This window comes from Bradyrhizobium sp. CCGUVB4N (genome assembly GCF_024199945.1).
GTDB lineage: Bacteria > Pseudomonadota > Alphaproteobacteria > Rhizobiales > Xanthobacteraceae > Bradyrhizobium.
This window is the reverse complement of record NZ_JANADP010000001.1, coordinates 5,152,931-5,167,330: the sequence shown is the minus strand read 5'-3', so window position 1 is coordinate 5,167,330 and position 14,400 is coordinate 5,152,931. Positions and strand designations below refer to the sequence as shown.

Annotated in this window: 15 protein-coding genes and 1 pseudogene; 9 read left to right on the top strand and 7 right to left on the bottom strand. The window is 63.2% G+C overall.

Annotated features, from left to right (window positions below):
- Positions 1 to 235 precede the first annotated feature (235 nt).
- Positions 236 to 562 carry a hypothetical protein gene (locus tag NLM31_RS23740; protein ID WP_254131661.1) on the top strand — a complete coding sequence of 109 codons (327 nt, stop codon included), beginning with the start codon at positions 236 to 238 and terminating at the stop codon, positions 560 to 562.
- A gap of 82 nt (positions 563 to 644) precedes the next feature.
- Here NLM31_RS23740 and NLM31_RS23735 read toward each other — a convergent pair whose 3' ends face one another.
- Positions 645 to 1,469 (bottom strand): lytic murein transglycosylase, encoded by an 825-nt coding sequence (locus NLM31_RS23735; protein WP_254193850.1) that lies wholly within the window; start codon positions 1,467 to 1,469, stop codon positions 645 to 647.
- A gap of 147 nt (positions 1,470 to 1,616) precedes the next feature.
- Positions 1,617 to 2,519 carry a DUF2189 domain-containing protein gene (locus tag NLM31_RS23730; protein ID WP_254131659.1) on the bottom strand — a complete coding sequence of 301 codons (903 nt, stop codon included), beginning with the start codon at positions 2,517 to 2,519 and terminating at the stop codon, positions 1,617 to 1,619.
- A gap of 332 nt (positions 2,520 to 2,851) precedes the next feature.
- Between NLM31_RS23730 and NLM31_RS23725 the strand changes: the two genes are divergently transcribed.
- A complete protein-coding gene (locus NLM31_RS23725) occupies positions 2,852 to 3,265 on the top strand; it encodes a DUF3597 domain-containing protein (protein ID WP_254135422.1) in 414 nt (137 codons plus the stop codon).
- A 66-nt stretch (positions 3,266 to 3,331) separates the two neighbouring features.
- On the opposite strand, the gene NLM31_RS23720 is transcribed toward NLM31_RS23725, so the two are convergent.
- Positions 3,332 to 3,607 (bottom strand): GNAT family N-acetyltransferase, encoded by a 276-nt coding sequence (locus tag NLM31_RS23720; protein ID WP_254135421.1) that lies wholly within the window; start codon positions 3,605 to 3,607, stop codon positions 3,332 to 3,334.
- Positions 3,608 to 3,711: 104 nt separating this feature from the next.
- Between NLM31_RS23720 and NLM31_RS23715 the strand changes: the two genes are divergently transcribed.
- Both NLM31_RS23715 and NLM31_RS23710 read left to right on the top strand, forming a co-directional pair.
- Positions 3,712 to 4,647 carry a tetratricopeptide repeat protein gene (locus NLM31_RS23715; protein WP_254193849.1) on the top strand — a complete coding sequence of 312 codons (936 nt, stop codon included), beginning with the start codon at positions 3,712 to 3,714 and terminating at the stop codon, positions 4,645 to 4,647.
- A 173-nt stretch (positions 4,648 to 4,820) separates the two neighbouring features.
- Positions 4,821 to 5,219 (top strand): SPW repeat protein, encoded by a 399-nt coding sequence (locus tag NLM31_RS23710; RefSeq protein ID WP_254193848.1) that lies wholly within the window; start codon positions 4,821 to 4,823, stop codon positions 5,217 to 5,219.
- Positions 5,220 to 5,268: 49 nt separating this feature from the next.
- On the opposite strand, the gene NLM31_RS23705 is transcribed toward NLM31_RS23710, so the two are convergent.
- From NLM31_RS23705 to NLM31_RS23695, 3 genes and pseudogenes are all read right to left on the bottom strand, one after another.
- A complete protein-coding gene (locus NLM31_RS23705) occupies positions 5,269 to 5,544 on the bottom strand; it encodes a GNAT family N-acetyltransferase (RefSeq protein WP_254193847.1) in 276 nt (91 codons plus the stop codon).
- 11 nt (positions 5,545 to 5,555) lie between these two features.
- A pseudogene (locus NLM31_RS23700) lies at positions 5,556 to 6,070 on the bottom strand (DUF3828 domain-containing protein).
- Positions 6,071 to 6,162: 92 nt separating this feature from the next.
- Positions 6,163 to 6,531: a hypothetical protein gene (locus NLM31_RS23695; protein ID WP_254193846.1), complete on the bottom strand. Its 369-nt coding sequence runs from the start codon at positions 6,529 to 6,531 to the stop codon at positions 6,163 to 6,165.
- 94 nt (positions 6,532 to 6,625) lie between these two features.
- Between NLM31_RS23695 and NLM31_RS23690 the strand changes: the two genes are divergently transcribed.
- The 3 genes from NLM31_RS23690 to NLM31_RS23680 all read left to right on the top strand — a co-directional run bounded on the left by NLM31_RS23690 (position 6,626) and on the right by NLM31_RS23680 (position 9,706).
- A complete protein-coding gene (locus NLM31_RS23690) occupies positions 6,626 to 7,123 on the top strand; it encodes a hypothetical protein (protein ID WP_254193845.1) in 498 nt (165 codons plus the stop codon).
- 105 nt (positions 7,124 to 7,228) lie between these two features.
- On the top strand, positions 7,229 to 8,836 hold the full coding sequence (locus NLM31_RS23685) for an acyl-CoA synthetase (RefSeq protein ID WP_254193844.1): 1,608 nt from the start codon (positions 7,229 to 7,231) through the stop codon (positions 8,834 to 8,836).
- A gap of 9 nt (positions 8,837 to 8,845) precedes the next feature.
- A complete protein-coding gene (locus NLM31_RS23680; protein ID WP_254193843.1) occupies positions 8,846 to 9,706 on the top strand; it encodes a PCC domain-containing protein in 861 nt (286 codons plus the stop codon).
- Positions 9,707 to 9,838: 132 nt separating this feature from the next.
- Here NLM31_RS23680 and NLM31_RS23675 read toward each other — a convergent pair whose 3' ends face one another.
- Positions 9,839 to 11,908 carry a DUF1217 domain-containing protein gene (locus NLM31_RS23675; protein ID WP_254193842.1) on the bottom strand — a complete coding sequence of 690 codons (2,070 nt, stop codon included), beginning with the start codon at positions 11,906 to 11,908 and terminating at the stop codon, positions 9,839 to 9,841.
- A 962-nt stretch (positions 11,909 to 12,870) separates the two neighbouring features.
- On the opposite strand from NLM31_RS23675, the gene NLM31_RS23670 reads away from it, so the two are divergent.
- Both NLM31_RS23670 and NLM31_RS23665 read left to right on the top strand, forming a co-directional pair.
- On the top strand, positions 12,871 to 13,437 hold the full coding sequence (locus NLM31_RS23670) for an SRPBCC family protein (protein WP_254193841.1): 567 nt from the start codon (positions 12,871 to 12,873) through the stop codon (positions 13,435 to 13,437).
- 2 nt (positions 13,438 to 13,439) lie between these two features.
- Positions 13,440 to 14,381: a cytochrome D1 domain-containing protein gene (locus NLM31_RS23665; RefSeq protein ID WP_254193840.1), complete on the top strand. Its 942-nt coding sequence runs from the start codon at positions 13,440 to 13,442 to the stop codon at positions 14,379 to 14,381.
- Positions 14,382 to 14,400 lie beyond the last annotated feature (19 nt).

Below are 14,400 nucleotides of genomic sequence, written 5' to 3'. Positions count from 1 at the left end.
CGACGCTTCTGGGGAGTTCAGCGGGACGGGATCTGCAGGAAACTGGCCTCGCCGATCGGCTGGAGGCGGAGCACTTCCCTCGTTGATGCAGTGCACACACGTCGTGCGTGCAGATCCGGATTACAAAGTTGTAATGAAAATCAGAAATTTCGCATGCGGCCCTGCGCGGCGCGCAACATCACGCAATTCTCGCGGGGAATTTATTGCGGCAAGTTGCCGCGTCGGCAGCAAAGTCATGTTGCAGATTCCGGCAATGTCGCTGGGTCTGTCCCAAGAGCAAGAGAAGGAAAGTAACATCATGACGAAGTTACTCGGGGTTATCGCAATTGCCGCCGTCGCATTCGCCGTCGCGCCGGCCCAAGCTGCCAAGCACAGCATGGGTGGCTGCAGCGGAGCCAACCTGGAGAAGACGGAGACAGCGATCGAGGGCATGCCCGACGGCGACAGCAAGTTCGTCGCCGAGAAGGAGATCACGGCTGCGCAGGACGCGCTGCTCAATGGCAAAATGGGTGTGTGCGGTGCGCACCTGAACAAGGCGATGCAAGCCACCATGGGCAAGTAAACGGGTAGGTAAACGCACACCCAAGAGAGGGCCGGTCGCGAGGCGATCGGCCCTACGCGTTTTTGTACCCGAGCGGTGTGCCTTAAGGCGCGTGGGCGAGCTGGGTGGCAAAGTAGGCCACCGTCTTCGAATAGACCTCGCTCTTGTTCCACTGCTGGAGCACCGCGAAGTTCGGGCTGCCCGGCTGCCAATCCTTGCCCTTCTGCCAGCCATAGCCCGCAAGATAGTTCGCCGTGGAGGCCAGCACGTCGGGTGCGTTGTGCAGCAGGTCGCGCTTGCCGTTGCCGTCGAAATCGACGGCATATTTCATCCAGGACGACGGCATGAACTGGGTCTGACCGAGCTCGCCGGCCCAGGCGCCCTTCATGTCGGCGGGTGCAAGATCGCCGCGCTGGACGATACGCAGGGCATCCATCAACTCGCCGCGAAACTGCTCGGCGCGTCGGCAATCATAGGCCAGCGTCGCCAGCGAGCGGATCGTCGCGAACTTGCCGGTGTTGACGCCGAAATCGGTCTCGAGACCCCAGATCGCAACCAGCACCTCGCCTGGCACGCCATAGGTCTGCTCGATGCGCGACAGCACCGAGCCGTACTGCTTCATCATGTTGGAGCCGCGCGTCATCCGCGGCGGCACCATGCGACCGGAAAACTCCTCGAAAGTCTGGGTGAAGACCTTTTGCGATTTGTCGCGGTTGAGCACGCTCTGGTCGAGCGTGACGCCGGCAAGCCCGGCGGCCACCGCCTGTTGCGAGATGCCCTTGGCCACGGCCTCGGTTTTGAAGTCGGCGAGCCAGGCGTCGAAATTGCCCGAACCGCAGGCGACCGCGGAGAGCGCGGGTTCGGCTGACAGGATTGACGCGGAGAGGGCGAGGGCTGCGAGAGCGAGACGAGAAATCGTCAGGGTCATTCGAGTAAATTGATTCCGTGAAGTGACATGACCGGCGGCGGCAATCTCGGTTGTAACAGCGGCCAAAGCAAGGCGTATGACATCGACCGACCCCGCCCGGGGCCTCCGGGGCGGGATCGGTTGTAACAAGATCGTCAGGCTCCGGCCCTATTCCCTATTCCGCCAGGGGAAGAGGTTGGCGGGGAAGTCTGCCGCCGGCTTGCGCGGGCGTTGCGGCGGGGGCGGCACCGGCCGTGCACCGGGCTCGGAGACGATGACCTTGCGGTAGAGATGCCAGGTCGCGTGGCCGAGCAGGGGGATGACGACGGCAAGTCCGAGAAACGCGGGGATCGTTCCGAGCGCCAGCAGCACCGCCACGATCAGGCCCCAGGCCGCCATCGGCACCGGGTTCTTGGCGACGACGCGTAGCGAGGTGACCATCGCCTCCAGCGCGCCGGCATGGCGATCGAGCATCAGGGGGAATGAGACGGCGCTGATGCAGAGCGCAGCGAGCGCAAACAGGAAGCCCGTGCCGCAGCCGATCACGATCAGCCACCAGCCCTGAGATGTCGTCAGCACGCGCGTCACGAAATCCGAGATTCCGCTGACGCCTTCATAGCCGAATGCAGCAACATAGATCGCCTGCGCAGTCGCGACCCAGGTCACGAACAGCGCGAGCAGCAGTGTGCCGAGGCCGAGCATGGCGCCGAAGGAGGGCGAGCGCAGCACGTCCATGGCATCCCAGGCGCTGGCTTCTTCATATCGCTCGCGACGGCTCGAGAGCTCATAGAGGCCGAGTGCTGCGAACGGGCCGATCAGGGCGAAGCCTGCGGCCAGCGGAAACAGCAGCGGGATCACGGAATAGCCCATCGCGACGCGCGCGATCACGAGGCCGAGCACCGGATAGATCACGCAGAGGATGATGGCGTGGCTCGGAACCGCCTTGAAATCTTCCCAGCCGCGCTTGAGCGCGTCGTGCAAGTCGGAAAGTTGGATGGTTCGGATCACCGGTCCAGCCGCCTCTGCGGTCTGGCCCATCGTGGGGACATTGCCCTGGTAGAGTGTGGCCATGGTCGACTTGCTCCCTTGCCGCGCAGCCGAATTCGGCGCCGACAACGGCGCAAGCGGCCGCTTTCTGAGTTTTGCGAGTCCAACCAGACGCGAATTCCGGGTGGCATCGCGAGCTGAACGGGAAGCGTACGCCCATTTCCGAGTCCTGTCCCTCACGCTTGGGTGAGATTCGTTGCCGCAGTGCAACCGCGATGACGTCATCCGGTCGTCATTTCGCCGCAGATAAGCTCATGCTGTTTGTGGTTCGCGGAACTTCGCGGGCGCAACGACGTAACTTCGTCTATAAGTGCCCACTCAGGGCCTTCCAACGGGATCCTTTTCGGGGAGCAGACATGAGCATTTTCGGGAAAATCATGGGCGCAATTTTCGGCAGCCATCCGGCTTCCGCTGCGCCCGCCGGCGGCGCACCCGCGGGCAGCGCGCCGGCAGGGACCGCGTCGGCGCCTTCGGCCGCGCCGGGCGCTGCACCCTCCGCCGCGCCCGCAGCGACTGTGGACGTTGCTGCCATCGTCGACAAGCTGGTGGCTGCCCAGAAAGAGAAACTGGAATGGCGGACTTCGATCGTCGACCTGATGAAGGCGCTCGACATCGATTCGAGCCTTGCCGCGCGTAAGGATCTCGCCAAGGAGCTCGGCTATACCGGCGACATGAACGACTCCGCCAGCATGAACGTCTGGCTGCACAAGCAGGTGATGTCCAAGCTCGCCGCCAATGGCGGCAAGCTGCCGCCCGAAATCAAACACTGACCGAGGCGCATCGGTCGACGCCAAGCAACCAAAAAAGGGCCCGCGATCTCGCGGGCCCTTTTGCGTTCAGGCTACGAGATCCGCATCCTCCGGATGCTTGTCGAGATAGTCGACGACGAAACCGCAGCCCGCGATGACCTTTCTGCCGTCGTGGCGGATCAGGTCGAGCGCGCCCTTGATCAGCTCGGACGCAATGCCGCGGCCGCGCAGCGCATGCGGCGTCTCGGTGTGGGTGATGATGACTGCCGACGGCGTCAGCCGGTAATTGGCGAAGGCCAACTCGCTGCCGACATCGAGCTCGAAGCGGCTCCTGTCCTTGTTGTCGCGTACCGATGCCGCCATGCCTGATCCTTCCGAAGCGATGCTCATGCCCTGATCTAGGCGCCTGAACCCAGCCTTGCCAAGGCGCGACCAAGCGAGGTCGCTGCAGGGGAGATATCTGCAAAATGCGTGTCCCGCTCGCTCTCATGGCCTTGCTCGCCGTACTCGTCTCGACGGTGCCGGTCCAGGCCGCGGCCGAGGGCGGTCCGGCCTGGGAGGCCTGTGTCGGGCAGACCAGCACGCCGGATGAGCGGGTGAAGGCCTGTTCGACCGTGATCGATACCAGGAGCGAGACTGGCCGGAGGCTCGCCGGCGCCTATTGCAATCGCGGGCATGGCTTGACCGAGAGGCGCGAGCTCGATGCCGCGCTGTCCGACCTCGACGAGGCGGTCAAGCTCGATCCGACCTACGCCTGCGCCTTCAACAATCGGGGCCGCGTCTACAGCTTCAAGCGCGATTATGATCACGCCATTGCCGATTACGACCAAGCCATCACGCTCGATCCATCGCTGGCGATGGCCTACAGCAACCGCGGCGAGTCCCGTTTCAACAAGGGCGATCTCGACGGCGCCATTGCCGATTTCGACGCCGCGATCAAGCGCGATCCCAACTACGCCATGGCCTATGCCAATCGCGGCTACGTCTATGCCCGCAGGCACGATCTGGCCCACGCGCTCGCCGACTACACCACGCGGATCAAGCTCGCGCCTGATCTGCTCGCCTATATCGACCGCGGCAACGTCTATCGCGACAGCGAGCAGCTCGACCGCGCCGCCGCCGATTATGGCGAGGCGATCCGCGTCGCGCCGACGGATGCCCGTGGCTGGCGCAATCGCGGCATGATCCGGCTCTACCAAGGCGACAACAAGGGTGGCCTCGCCGATTATGACAAGGCACTGCAATACGATCCTGCCGACGTGTTCTCCTGGAATAATCGCGGCCAGGCCAGGATGCGGCTCGGCGACAAGCAGGGCGCGATTACCGATTTCCGCAAGGCGATGGAGCTGAAGCCGGGCCTGCAGACGGCGCATGATGCACTGCAGAAGCTTGGGGCGTTGTAAGCGGGCGTTCGATTGCCTCACCGATCAAAACGTTGGTCAGTCTTGCAATTGTGCGCCGGTTCCCCACGTCTTGTTACAGGACATACGCCCGAATGCGGCCGGCAGGGTTGCTAGACATTCGGAGTGTCATGATCGCCAGCCGCCGACGTATGCCTCTTTTGTAGGAGGTTACGATGTCGGACTTTGGTTTTTTGAATACTCATCGAACATGGGAAGACTGGTGTGGGATGCTGCTCGGTGCGCTGGTTGTCGCGTCGCCGTGGTTTCCCGTCCAGGATCGCGCGGGGATCATTGGAAACGAGATGGTGGTCCTGCACACGGTCGCGATCGGCCTCGTCATATTTGGCCTCAGCCAGCTTGAATATGTCGCGCTGCGGCGCTGGCAGGAGGTGGCGACGATCCTGGTCGGGCTGTGGCTCATCGTCTCGCCCTTGATGCTTGGCTATTCCGGCGAAGGTTTTCTCCGGATCTACCATACGAGTCTCGGCGCGGTGGCGGTGATCCTCGGCGTGCTCCAGCTGTGGCAGGACTGGGATCTGAGTGACCAGGATATGCTCAAGCACGGGCAGTAGGTCTTGGATTTCGGCAGGCCCGCCGCGCAATCGGCGGGCCAGAGCTTGTTTACCCCTTCACCAGATCCGCATACTCCGGATGCTTCTCGATCCACGCCTTCACGAACGGGCATTCCGGGACCAGCTTCAAGCCGGCCGCGCGGACCTGGTCGAGCGCGCCTTGCACCAGCTTTGAGCCGACGCCCTTGCCACCGAGCTCTTTCGGCACGTCGGTGTGCTCGAAGGTAATGACATTGCCGTCGAGCTTGTAATGCTCGGTCGCGAGGTGGCCCTCCACCTCGAGTTCGTAACGGTGATGGGCCTTGTTGTTGATGACGTCGCTCATGATGTCTCCAGTCAGCTCTTCAGCGCGTCCGTCAGCATCTTGCGGATCGACCAGGCCTCGCCGTCGGAGGAGCCCCTGATGTCGTCGATCTTCCAGCTGTTGGTCTCGCGCACAAAGTCGTAACGCACGATCTGGTCGGCAGGTTTGCGGTCGTTGCGGTGGCCGGTGATGGTCACCGCGAGCGTCGCCTTGTCGGCCTCCGTCTTCTCCGCGTCAACCCTGAACGATTTTACGTCGGGTTCCTGCGAATCGGTGACGGGATCGAAATCGATCGGCCCGACATCGCCCTTCGGCGTATGGGCATCCGCCTTGGCCCACAACGCAACCAGAGCCTTGGAAAATATTTTGCCTTCGCGGCCTTGTTCTCGGTGACGAAGGCGGCGCCGCCATCGCCCTTGCCCTTGGCGGCGCGGGTGTAGATCGCAGTCAGGATGGAGGCGGGATCGCTGGCGGCGGGCGCCTGAGCGAAGGCTGGCGTGGCGGCGGCGAAGAGGGAGGCGGCGATAAGGCTGCGGCGGGTGAGCATGGATTGTCCCTGAGATAAACGGCACGCGACCATAGGCCGGAATGGCCATGTCAGCGCGCTATCTCAGTAGACCGAAGGACGCGCGGTTCGGTTCAATCCGCCGCTTTGGCGAGGCGCGAATCTTCCGGCTGAGGCCTGGCGGGGAGGCAGCCTTGGCAGATGACGAGCGAGCGATTGACCTTGGCGTCCTGCTCGGCCTCGATGCCGTCCTGAGCCTGCCACCACTCCTTCGAATAAGGCTGGAGCCCGGCTTGCGAGCTGGCGCGCTCGGATGCGGCGGCCGTGCGTGTTGCCCGCGATGGCTGGGCGGTGGTACGCGGCTGGTTCGGATCTGCGCCAGCGCCATCCCAGGCATAGCGCGCCGGTCTGAAGGCTGGATCGGAGGCGAGATGGGCTTGCGGGGCCACCGCGCATCCGGCGAGCGCCAACGACAACAGCAGGAAGGCGGGCGCTTTGACCATGATGGGGCACTCTGTACGCAAGGACTGATGCAGGTTGCGCCGATCATGTTTAAAATTCCCTGAACGATTGCGGCTGCGCCCGCGACCAACGCGCATGCGATATCTGATCGTTCTGCTCACGATGCTCACGGCCGCCGCACGCGCCGATGAGGCAAAGCCGTTCAATCCCGCCGACTATCCGCCTGCCGTGCAGAAAGCGCTGCGTTACGCCAATGAGGAATGTGACAGCCAGGGCGGCGGCGCGGTAACCTTCGCGCCGGACACGGTGCGTCAGGTCGACCTGACCGGCGACGGCCGCGACGATTACATCGTCGATTTCCGCGACACCAAGTGTGGCGAGCGCGAGAGCACCTATTGCGGAACCGGCGGTTGCGTGCTGGACATCCTGGTGACGCGGCCGGACGGCAGCGTGCACGCCGTGTTCGACGGCTACGTCCGCAGCTACAGCATCGTGGCACCCGCGATGAAGCGAGGTGCGGCGCGCGTCATCCGCTTCGACCTGCACGGCAGCTATTGCGGCGGCTTCGGTGTGCAGGCCTGTGTCAAGGAAAAGGCGATTACGGCGACGCCGTTCGAGTTCAGGAAACCGTAGGGCTGGTGCCCGGCCGGCGGTCTTGCTACGCCGCTCTCGATGACGATAAATGGGCTCCAATGAGCGGGCGGCTTGCGTGCCGTCTGCCGTCGAAGAGGAAGCCCGATGCAGCCGCTCCGCATGTCCCGCCGCGTCATGAATCTCGCCTATATGCTGACCCAGAATGCGCGGCGGCATGGATCACGCCCCGGCTTCGTCTGGGGTGACAAATCCTGGACCTGGCGCGAGATCGATGCGCAGGTCTCCGCACTGGCGGCGGCGCTCGCTGCGCGCGGCATTGCCAAGGGCGACCGCATTCTCGTTCATTCCAAGAATGGCGACGAGATGTTCTTCTCGATGTTCGCCGCGTTCCGGCTCGGCGCAGTCTGGGTGCCCACCAATTTCCGCCTGATGCCGGATGAGGTGGCTTATCTTGCACAGGCCTCCGCTGCGAAGGCATTTCTGTGCCACGTCGATTTTCCCGAGCACGCGGCGGCCGTGACCGGTGGTGCGCTGGAGTTCACCTGGAGCATCGACGGCAAGGCTTCGTTCGCCGAACGCTCGGTGGCCGACGCCATCGCTTCGCAGGCAGGCCAAATGGTCGACAACGTCGCGGTCGAGCATGATGATCCCTGCTGGTTCTTCTTCACCTCCGGCACCACCGGCCGCTCCAAGGCCGCGGTGCTGACCCACGGCCAGATGGGCTTTGTCGTCACCAATCATCTCGCCGATCTCACCCCCGGCGTTACGGAAACGGATGCGTCGCTGGTGGTGGCGCCGCTGTCGCATGGCGCCGGCGTGCATCAGCTGGTGCAGACCGCGCGCGGCGTCTGCACCGTGCTGTTGCCGACCGAGAAATTCGATATCGATGAGGCGTTCCGCCTGATCGCGACGCACCGGGTCGGCAATCTCTTCACGGTGCCGACGATCTTGAAGATGATGGTCGAGCACCCCGCCGCCGACAAATACGATCATTCCTCGCTGCGTCACGTGATCTATGCCGGCGCACCGATGTATCGCGAGGATCAGAAGGCCGCGCTGAACAAGCTCGGCAAGGTCATCGTGCAGTATTTTGGCCTCGGCGAGGTCACCGGCAACATCACCGTGCTGCCGGCCGCGCTGCACGATCCCGAGGACGGGCCGCATGCGAAGATCGGCACCTGCGGCTTCGAGCGGACCGGCATGCAGGTCTCGATCCAGGACGACGAGGGCCGCGAGCTCAAGGCGAACCAGAGCGGCGAGATCTGCGTGATCGGGCCTGCGGTGCTCGCCGGCTACTACGATAACCCCGAGGCCAACGCGAAGGCGTTCCGCAACGGCTGGTTCCGCACCGGCGATCTCGGCCACATGGACGAGGAGGGGTTCGTCTACATCACCGGCCGCGCCTCCGACATGTACATTTCCGGCGGCTCCAACATCTATCCGCGTGAAATCGAGGAAAAGATCCTGACGCATCCCGCCGTCGGCGAGGTCGCCGTGCTCGGCGTGCCCGATGCGACCTGGGGCGAGGTCGGCGTCGCCGTCTGCGTCGCGCGCGAGGGGACGAAGCCTGTGAGCGAAGCCGAGATGGCGGCGTTCCTGCTGCCGAAGGTGCCGCGCTACAAGATGCCGAAGCGGTTCTTCTTCTGGGAGGCGCTGCCGAAATCCGGCTATGGCAAGGTGCCGAAACGCATGGTGCGCGACGAGCTCGAGGCGCGCGGGCTGCTCGATCTCGATAAGACCAAGGCGGGCTGAGTTGACGTGATGCGGAGTATCAAGCAGCCGGGCGCGCCCGTCACTGAGCGTATCCAATGGGTGGAGGCGAGGGGGCGCGCCTTTTCGTTCACAGTTGAAGCAGGCCTGCCGCTGCTGGAAGCCGCGCGCCGCGGTTTTGCGGCGGAAGGCTTTACCAGCGGTGTGCTGAATTTCGGCCACGGCGCGCTCGGGCCGTTTGGTTACGTGATGCCGGCGCTGTCCAGGACAGGCGAGAATGCGGCCTTCTACAGCGATACCTATCGGCCGGCGGGGGTGACGCGCACCAGGCTCGGCAGCATGACGCTGGGCATGCGCGACGGCGCGCCGTTCTATCATTGCCACGGGCTGTGGACCGAGGCGGACGGCAAGGCGAGCGGCGGCCACATGCTGCCGGACGAGACCGTTGTTTCTGAACCCTTCGAGGTCCAGGCTTTCGGCATTGAAGGTGCGATGTTCACGGCGGAGCCCGACCTAGAGACCAATTTCAAGCTGTTCGGGCCGGTCGCCGCCGCGCGCACCGGTGCGCGCACGACGAGCCGCGCTTTCGCGCTGCGACTGCGGCCCAACCAGGATTTTGCCGGCTGCCTCGAAGCCTTCTGCAAGGCGCACGGCATTGCGCGCGCAAAAATCCACGGCGGCGTCGGCTCGACCATCGGCGCGCGCTTTACCCATGGCGGCGTGATCGAGCCCTTCGCCACGGAGCTGGCGATCACTGCTGGGACGATCGCACCTGATACATCCGGCGCGCTGGAGGCTGCGCTCGACGTCGCCCTGATCGACTACACCGGTGGCATGGCCGAGGGCCGCCTGGTCCGCGGCGACAATCCGGTGCTGATGACGATGGAGCTGGTGCTGGAGGCGCTGGAGTAACGCGAACATACGCAGGGGAGCGTGATTGACCTTGCTCTCTCCGTAGTCATTGCGAGCGCAGCGAAGCAATCCAGAATCTTTCCGCGGCAATAGCCTGGATTGCTGCGCTTCGCTCGCAATGACAGAGAGTGATCACCACGGGCTGGCGCGCATTTTCGCCATGGCCAGATATGTCGATTCACTGAAGCCTGATGTCCCCGAGCTCGATCCCTGGAAGAGGTCGAGCACGGGCGAGTAGGTTTGGCTGGCGTTCTTCGCGTCATACATGGCCGAGAAACGGCTCAACAGCTTTGCAACCTTCGTGGGATCTCCGAGATCTTTGAGATTGAGGTATTTCTCCACGATCTTGGCCTGCTGATCGATCTGCATCGACGCCATCTGATCAGGTAAATCGAAGGTGGTTCGAAACACCTCCGAGAGAGCTTTGTCGGCCAGGATGTCGTATGCGGAGGTGATTTCCCCCGCCTTTCGCTGAAAGTACAGCGCAAGACGCACGCCGGGATTGGTATCGCCCTGCTGCTGCTCCAGGCTTTGCTCGAGATAGTTCTTCTGCGTTGCCAGGAATTGATCGCGCTTCTGCGGGCCCACCATTGGCAGGCGCGCGACATTGCCCTTGCTGTCAAAATTGAACGACGCCGCGATCTCGGCAAAGCGTGGGTCGCTCTCCGTGTTCGCGAAGCTCTTGGGATCGTTCAGATCGGAGGCGAAGATCTTCTTGAGATAGGCGGTGCTCACTTTCGCGGGGTCGAGACCCTTGGCGACAAGAATGAAGTTGACCATCTTTTTGTTCGCGAGGAGATCGGAAACGCTGTCGATGTCGCCTATCGACTGTTGATAGTCCGTCGCGTCTTTCTGGGCTTGAGCCTTGACTTTGGCCTGGTCCTGCTTGCTTGCATTCTTCAATTTTTCAATGACGTAGTCCTTGGCGATATCGAGGACTTCGGCCGAACCCTGGGCGGTCAGGGGTGTCGTCAGATTGCCCTTGGCGTCAAAGTTGAACGCGCGCGCGAGCTTAACGTATCGATTGTCCTTGAGCGTATAGACGTAGCTCTTGGGGTCGTTGAGGTCGCTTTCGAGAACAGCCTTCACTGTGGACTGTGAGACCTTTGTGGGATCGAGGCCTACGGCTGCCAGCGCGAAATTATACGCACCTGGTGTGGACACCAGCGTCTGGAGCGAAGTCACATTGGGGATGAATTTTCTGAATTGTGCGATGACCAGAGCTTCCTGCAATGGACTTGCCGCGGCATAGACGGCCGACTTGCTGTCGTCAAAACTCTGGGTCGTGCTGGCGATGTTTGCGGCGGTCTGCGCCGGGGTCCCCGTTGGAAGCGACCCGTCGGCCGAAAACTCGAACGCTCCGGCCAGATCCATGAAGTTGCCGGTCGCCGCAATGGCATCGTTGGTGCTGGAGATGGTGCTTGCGGCCGACTGCAGGTGATATTTTTCGACCAGTATCTGCACATTCAACTGGGCAACGTCGGCGCCGGGCTGCGACAGTTGCGCCGTGTAGTCGGCGATCTTCGAGCTGGCGTCGGTCGCATCCGATTTGGCCTGGGCCAGCTGGGCGTTCAGGCCACCTAGCTGGGAAGCGAAGGTGGTGTTGACGTAGCTGTTCGGATCGGACGGATCGCTGGTCAGGACCTGCTTGATGGTGTCACGCGGCCACTTGCTCTGGTCGATCCCGAATGCCGAGGCGACATAGTTGCGAAGACGATCGTCGTTGAGAAGCTGGTCGGCACTGGTCACGTTGCCGATTGTGGCGTTGTAGTATTTCGTGTCGGCGGCAACAGCATCGACGTTGCTCTTCATGGCTGCCGTGTACAGCCCGATCATGTCGTCGGTCTGGTTGTCCGACTGCGCAACCTTCGTTTCACCGCCACCGAACGAAAATGCGGCGGCAAATTCCCGGTAGCGCTTGTCGATCAGCGTGTTGGCAAAGCTTTTGGCGTCCGAAAGATCGCTCTGCAGTACCTTCTTCATGAAGGCCTTGGCGTAGGCCATGTCTTCCAGGCCGTAGGCTTTCGTGACGTAGTGATACAGGCGGTAGTCATTCATCAGGTCGTCAACGGAGTGCACCTTGCCGATGTTGGCCTTGTAATAGGCAGCTTCGCGCGACACGTCCGATTGCTGCGCCACCCGCGTCAGGGTCTGTGCGAGATTGCGCGTGACGTAGCTATAGCCAAAATAGGTGGACACCATGGGGAATTCCTGACGGCTCGGCGGGGCTTGTCGGAGGGTCCTGGACGTCCGTCAATCATTGCCGGGTCGCAAGGCAGGGACTGGCCTCATGCCAGCAGACAGAAACATTGTTACAATTCATTGCTGCGATTCTGGGTAACAACTTTAGGTGTCGCTTGCGCCCAAGTGCCGCATCGCGCGGACCTGCTTAGCAAGCCACCCGCAAGCTTCGTGTTTTAATCAACATCTTGGGATTGCGGACACAGACTCTCATCCTCGCGGCGCGCCGTGCCCGAGCTTTGCGGTCGTCACCGCCCTCAAAAGTGCCGAGGGCGCAGGGAAGACCGGGTGCCGGCTGGCACCCGCGGTCCACTGTGCGAAGGTTGCGCTACAAGAGGCTGCACAGCGGCATACAGGTGAAGCCAAACATCCGGCCTTCCCTGCGCAGTGGTTTGACGGCTTATGTCGTGATCTCCCCGGGGAGCGATGCACTATTGCCCCCGTCGCCTTGCAGATGGCTGACACGCAGACCCGGTTGGGCGATACGCATCACCACAAGACTTGGCGCACAGGCTCCGGGCGCCAGGACCACACGATTTTGCCGTACGCCGATCACACCGGTCGTGCGCGCGACGGTCTCGCTCACGGTTGCCCGCCCTGCAAAACCCTTCGCGCCGATGTGACCCACGTCCACCACGTCCCATCCCGCGTGTCGTGACGATCGCGATAGCGCCCCTCGGCCGGGTTGGGATGGTCGGAATATGATGTATTTCCGAATTCGAGTAAAGCGAATTGTTTTACCGTGGAAGTATTGACCATCGTTTGGCGTGTTTTGCCCGCCGGGCGACGCAAGGGCTTGTGGGGGCGCGAGCGTTGCGGTCGCCACGCCGAGGCCACGAAGCGGTCTCCCCACGGCCCGAAAATGCGTTACCATGGCCTCAGCGCGCCTCAAGTCGCGCATGGTCAAAGGACGAGGAAACGCGATGAGGAAGACGATCGGTGGGGCGATCGCCGGGGTGGCGGTGCTTGCGGTGGCTGGAATGGCTTTGACGGCTGCTTTTGCGCCGACTTGGGCTCATGGACCGACCCGGCAGAAGGTGCGGGAATCCATCGAAATCAACGCGCCGCCGGCCAAGGTCTGGGCGGTGATCGGCAATTTCCAGGACATGAGCTGGCTTCCGCCTGTGACCAAGACCGAGGGCGAGAAGGGCAACGACATTGAAGCGACGCGGCGGCTGACCCTGACGGGAGGTGCCATCGTCGACGAGGAGCTCTACAAGTTCGACGCCGCCGCGATGACCTATTCCTATCGGATCACCAAAGTCGACGTGAAGGTGCTGCCGGTCACCAATTATTCCTCGACGCTCACGGTGACGCCGAGCGCCGACGGCAAGGGCACGACGCTGGAATGGACCGGTGCGTTCTACCGGGGCTTTCCCAACAACGATCCGCCGCCGGAGCTGAGCGATGAAGCCGCGGTCAAGGCGGTGAAGGGACTTTATCAGACCGGCCTCGAGGCGCTGAAGAAGAAGATCGAGAGCGGAAGCTGACCGTGCGGGCCCTGGTCCTGGCGGCGCTCGCCGCCAGCCTCGCCGGCGCCGCCTCTGCCGAAGAGGCGTTCGTCACCAATCAGCTCAGCGACGATCTGATGGTCGTGGACCTCGCGTCGGCGCGTAGCGTCGCGACCATCCCGATCGGCGGCAAGCCGGCCGGCGTGGCCGTCACCGCGGACGGCCGCTTCGCCTATGTCACGAGCCCGGACGCCAAGGCGGTGACGGTGGTGGACGCCGCAACGCGGCAGGTCGCCGGCCGTATCGAGGTCGGCGGCGGGCCGCTCGGCATTGCCGTCTCGCCCGACGGCAAGACGGTCTATGTCGCCGACTGGTATGCGGCTGCGGTGCGGGTGATCGACGCCGCCTCGCGCAGCGTGACCGCCAGCATCGCTGTCGGCGCCTCGCCATCGGGCCTCGCGGTGACGCCTGACGGCAAGCTGCTGCTGTCGGCAGACCGCGACGACGACAGCGTCTCGGTGGTGGACACCGCGACGCGCGAGCGCAAGGGGGTCATCAAGGTCGGCACCCGTCCGTTCGGTGTCACCATCGACGCCGAGGGCAAGCGCGCCTACACCGCCAATGTCGGCTCCAACGACGTCTCGGTGATCGATATCGCAGGCGGCACCGAGATCGGCCGCGTGCCGGTCGGGATGCGCCCCTATGCGGTGGCGCTGACGCAGGGGCGCGGCTTCGTCACCGACCAGTATGGCGGCACGGTGAGCGTGTTCGATGTCGCGACCCTGAAGCCGGTCAAGCGCATCAATGTCGGCGACTATCCCGAAGGCATCAACGCGACCGCCGACGGCAAGCGCATCATCGTCGCCTGCTGGGAGAGCAACACGCTCGACATCATCGATGCGGCCGAGCTGAAGGTGATCGGCGAGGTCAAGACCGGCGACGGCCCGCGCGCATTCGGGGCGTTCTTGCGGAAGACGGAGTAGGGCGGATTAACGCACGCTG

Coding starts and splice junctions, on each gene's coding strand:
- NLM31_RS23690 (WP_254193845.1), top strand. CDS start 6,626: ATGCGATATCTGATCGTTCTGCTCACGATGCTCACGGCCGCCGCACGC.
- NLM31_RS23705 (WP_254193847.1), bottom strand. CDS start 5,544: ATGAGCGACGTCATCAACAACAAGGCCCATCACCGTTACGAACTCGAG.
- NLM31_RS23715 (WP_254193849.1), top strand. CDS start 3,712: ATGCGTGTCCCGCTCGCTCTCATGGCCTTGCTCGCCGTACTCGTCTCG.
- NLM31_RS23670 (WP_254193841.1), top strand. CDS start 12,871: ATGAGGAAGACGATCGGTGGGGCGATCGCCGGGGTGGCGGTGCTTGCG.
- NLM31_RS23730 (WP_254131659.1), bottom strand. CDS start 2,519: ATGGCCACACTCTACCAGGGCAATGTCCCCACGATGGGCCAGACCGCA.
- NLM31_RS23680 (WP_254193843.1), top strand. CDS start 8,846: ATGCGGAGTATCAAGCAGCCGGGCGCGCCCGTCACTGAGCGTATCCAA.
- NLM31_RS23735 (WP_254193850.1), bottom strand. CDS start 1,469: ATGACCCTGACGATTTCTCGTCTCGCTCTCGCAGCCCTCGCCCTCTCC.
- NLM31_RS23685 (WP_254193844.1), top strand. CDS start 7,229: ATGCAGCCGCTCCGCATGTCCCGCCGCGTCATGAATCTCGCCTATATG.
- NLM31_RS23695 (WP_254193846.1), bottom strand. CDS start 6,531: ATGGTCAAAGCGCCCGCCTTCCTGCTGTTGTCGTTGGCGCTCGCCGGA.
- NLM31_RS23725 (WP_254135422.1), top strand. CDS start 2,852: ATGAGCATTTTCGGGAAAATCATGGGCGCAATTTTCGGCAGCCATCCG.
- NLM31_RS23720 (WP_254135421.1), bottom strand. CDS start 3,607: ATGGCGGCATCGGTACGCGACAACAAGGACAGGAGCCGCTTCGAGCTC.
- NLM31_RS23675 (WP_254193842.1), bottom strand. CDS start 11,908: ATGGTGTCCACCTATTTTGGCTATAGCTACGTCACGCGCAATCTCGCA.
- NLM31_RS23710 (WP_254193848.1), top strand. CDS start 4,821: ATGTCGGACTTTGGTTTTTTGAATACTCATCGAACATGGGAAGACTGG.
- NLM31_RS23740 (WP_254131661.1), top strand. CDS start 236: ATGTTGCAGATTCCGGCAATGTCGCTGGGTCTGTCCCAAGAGCAAGAG.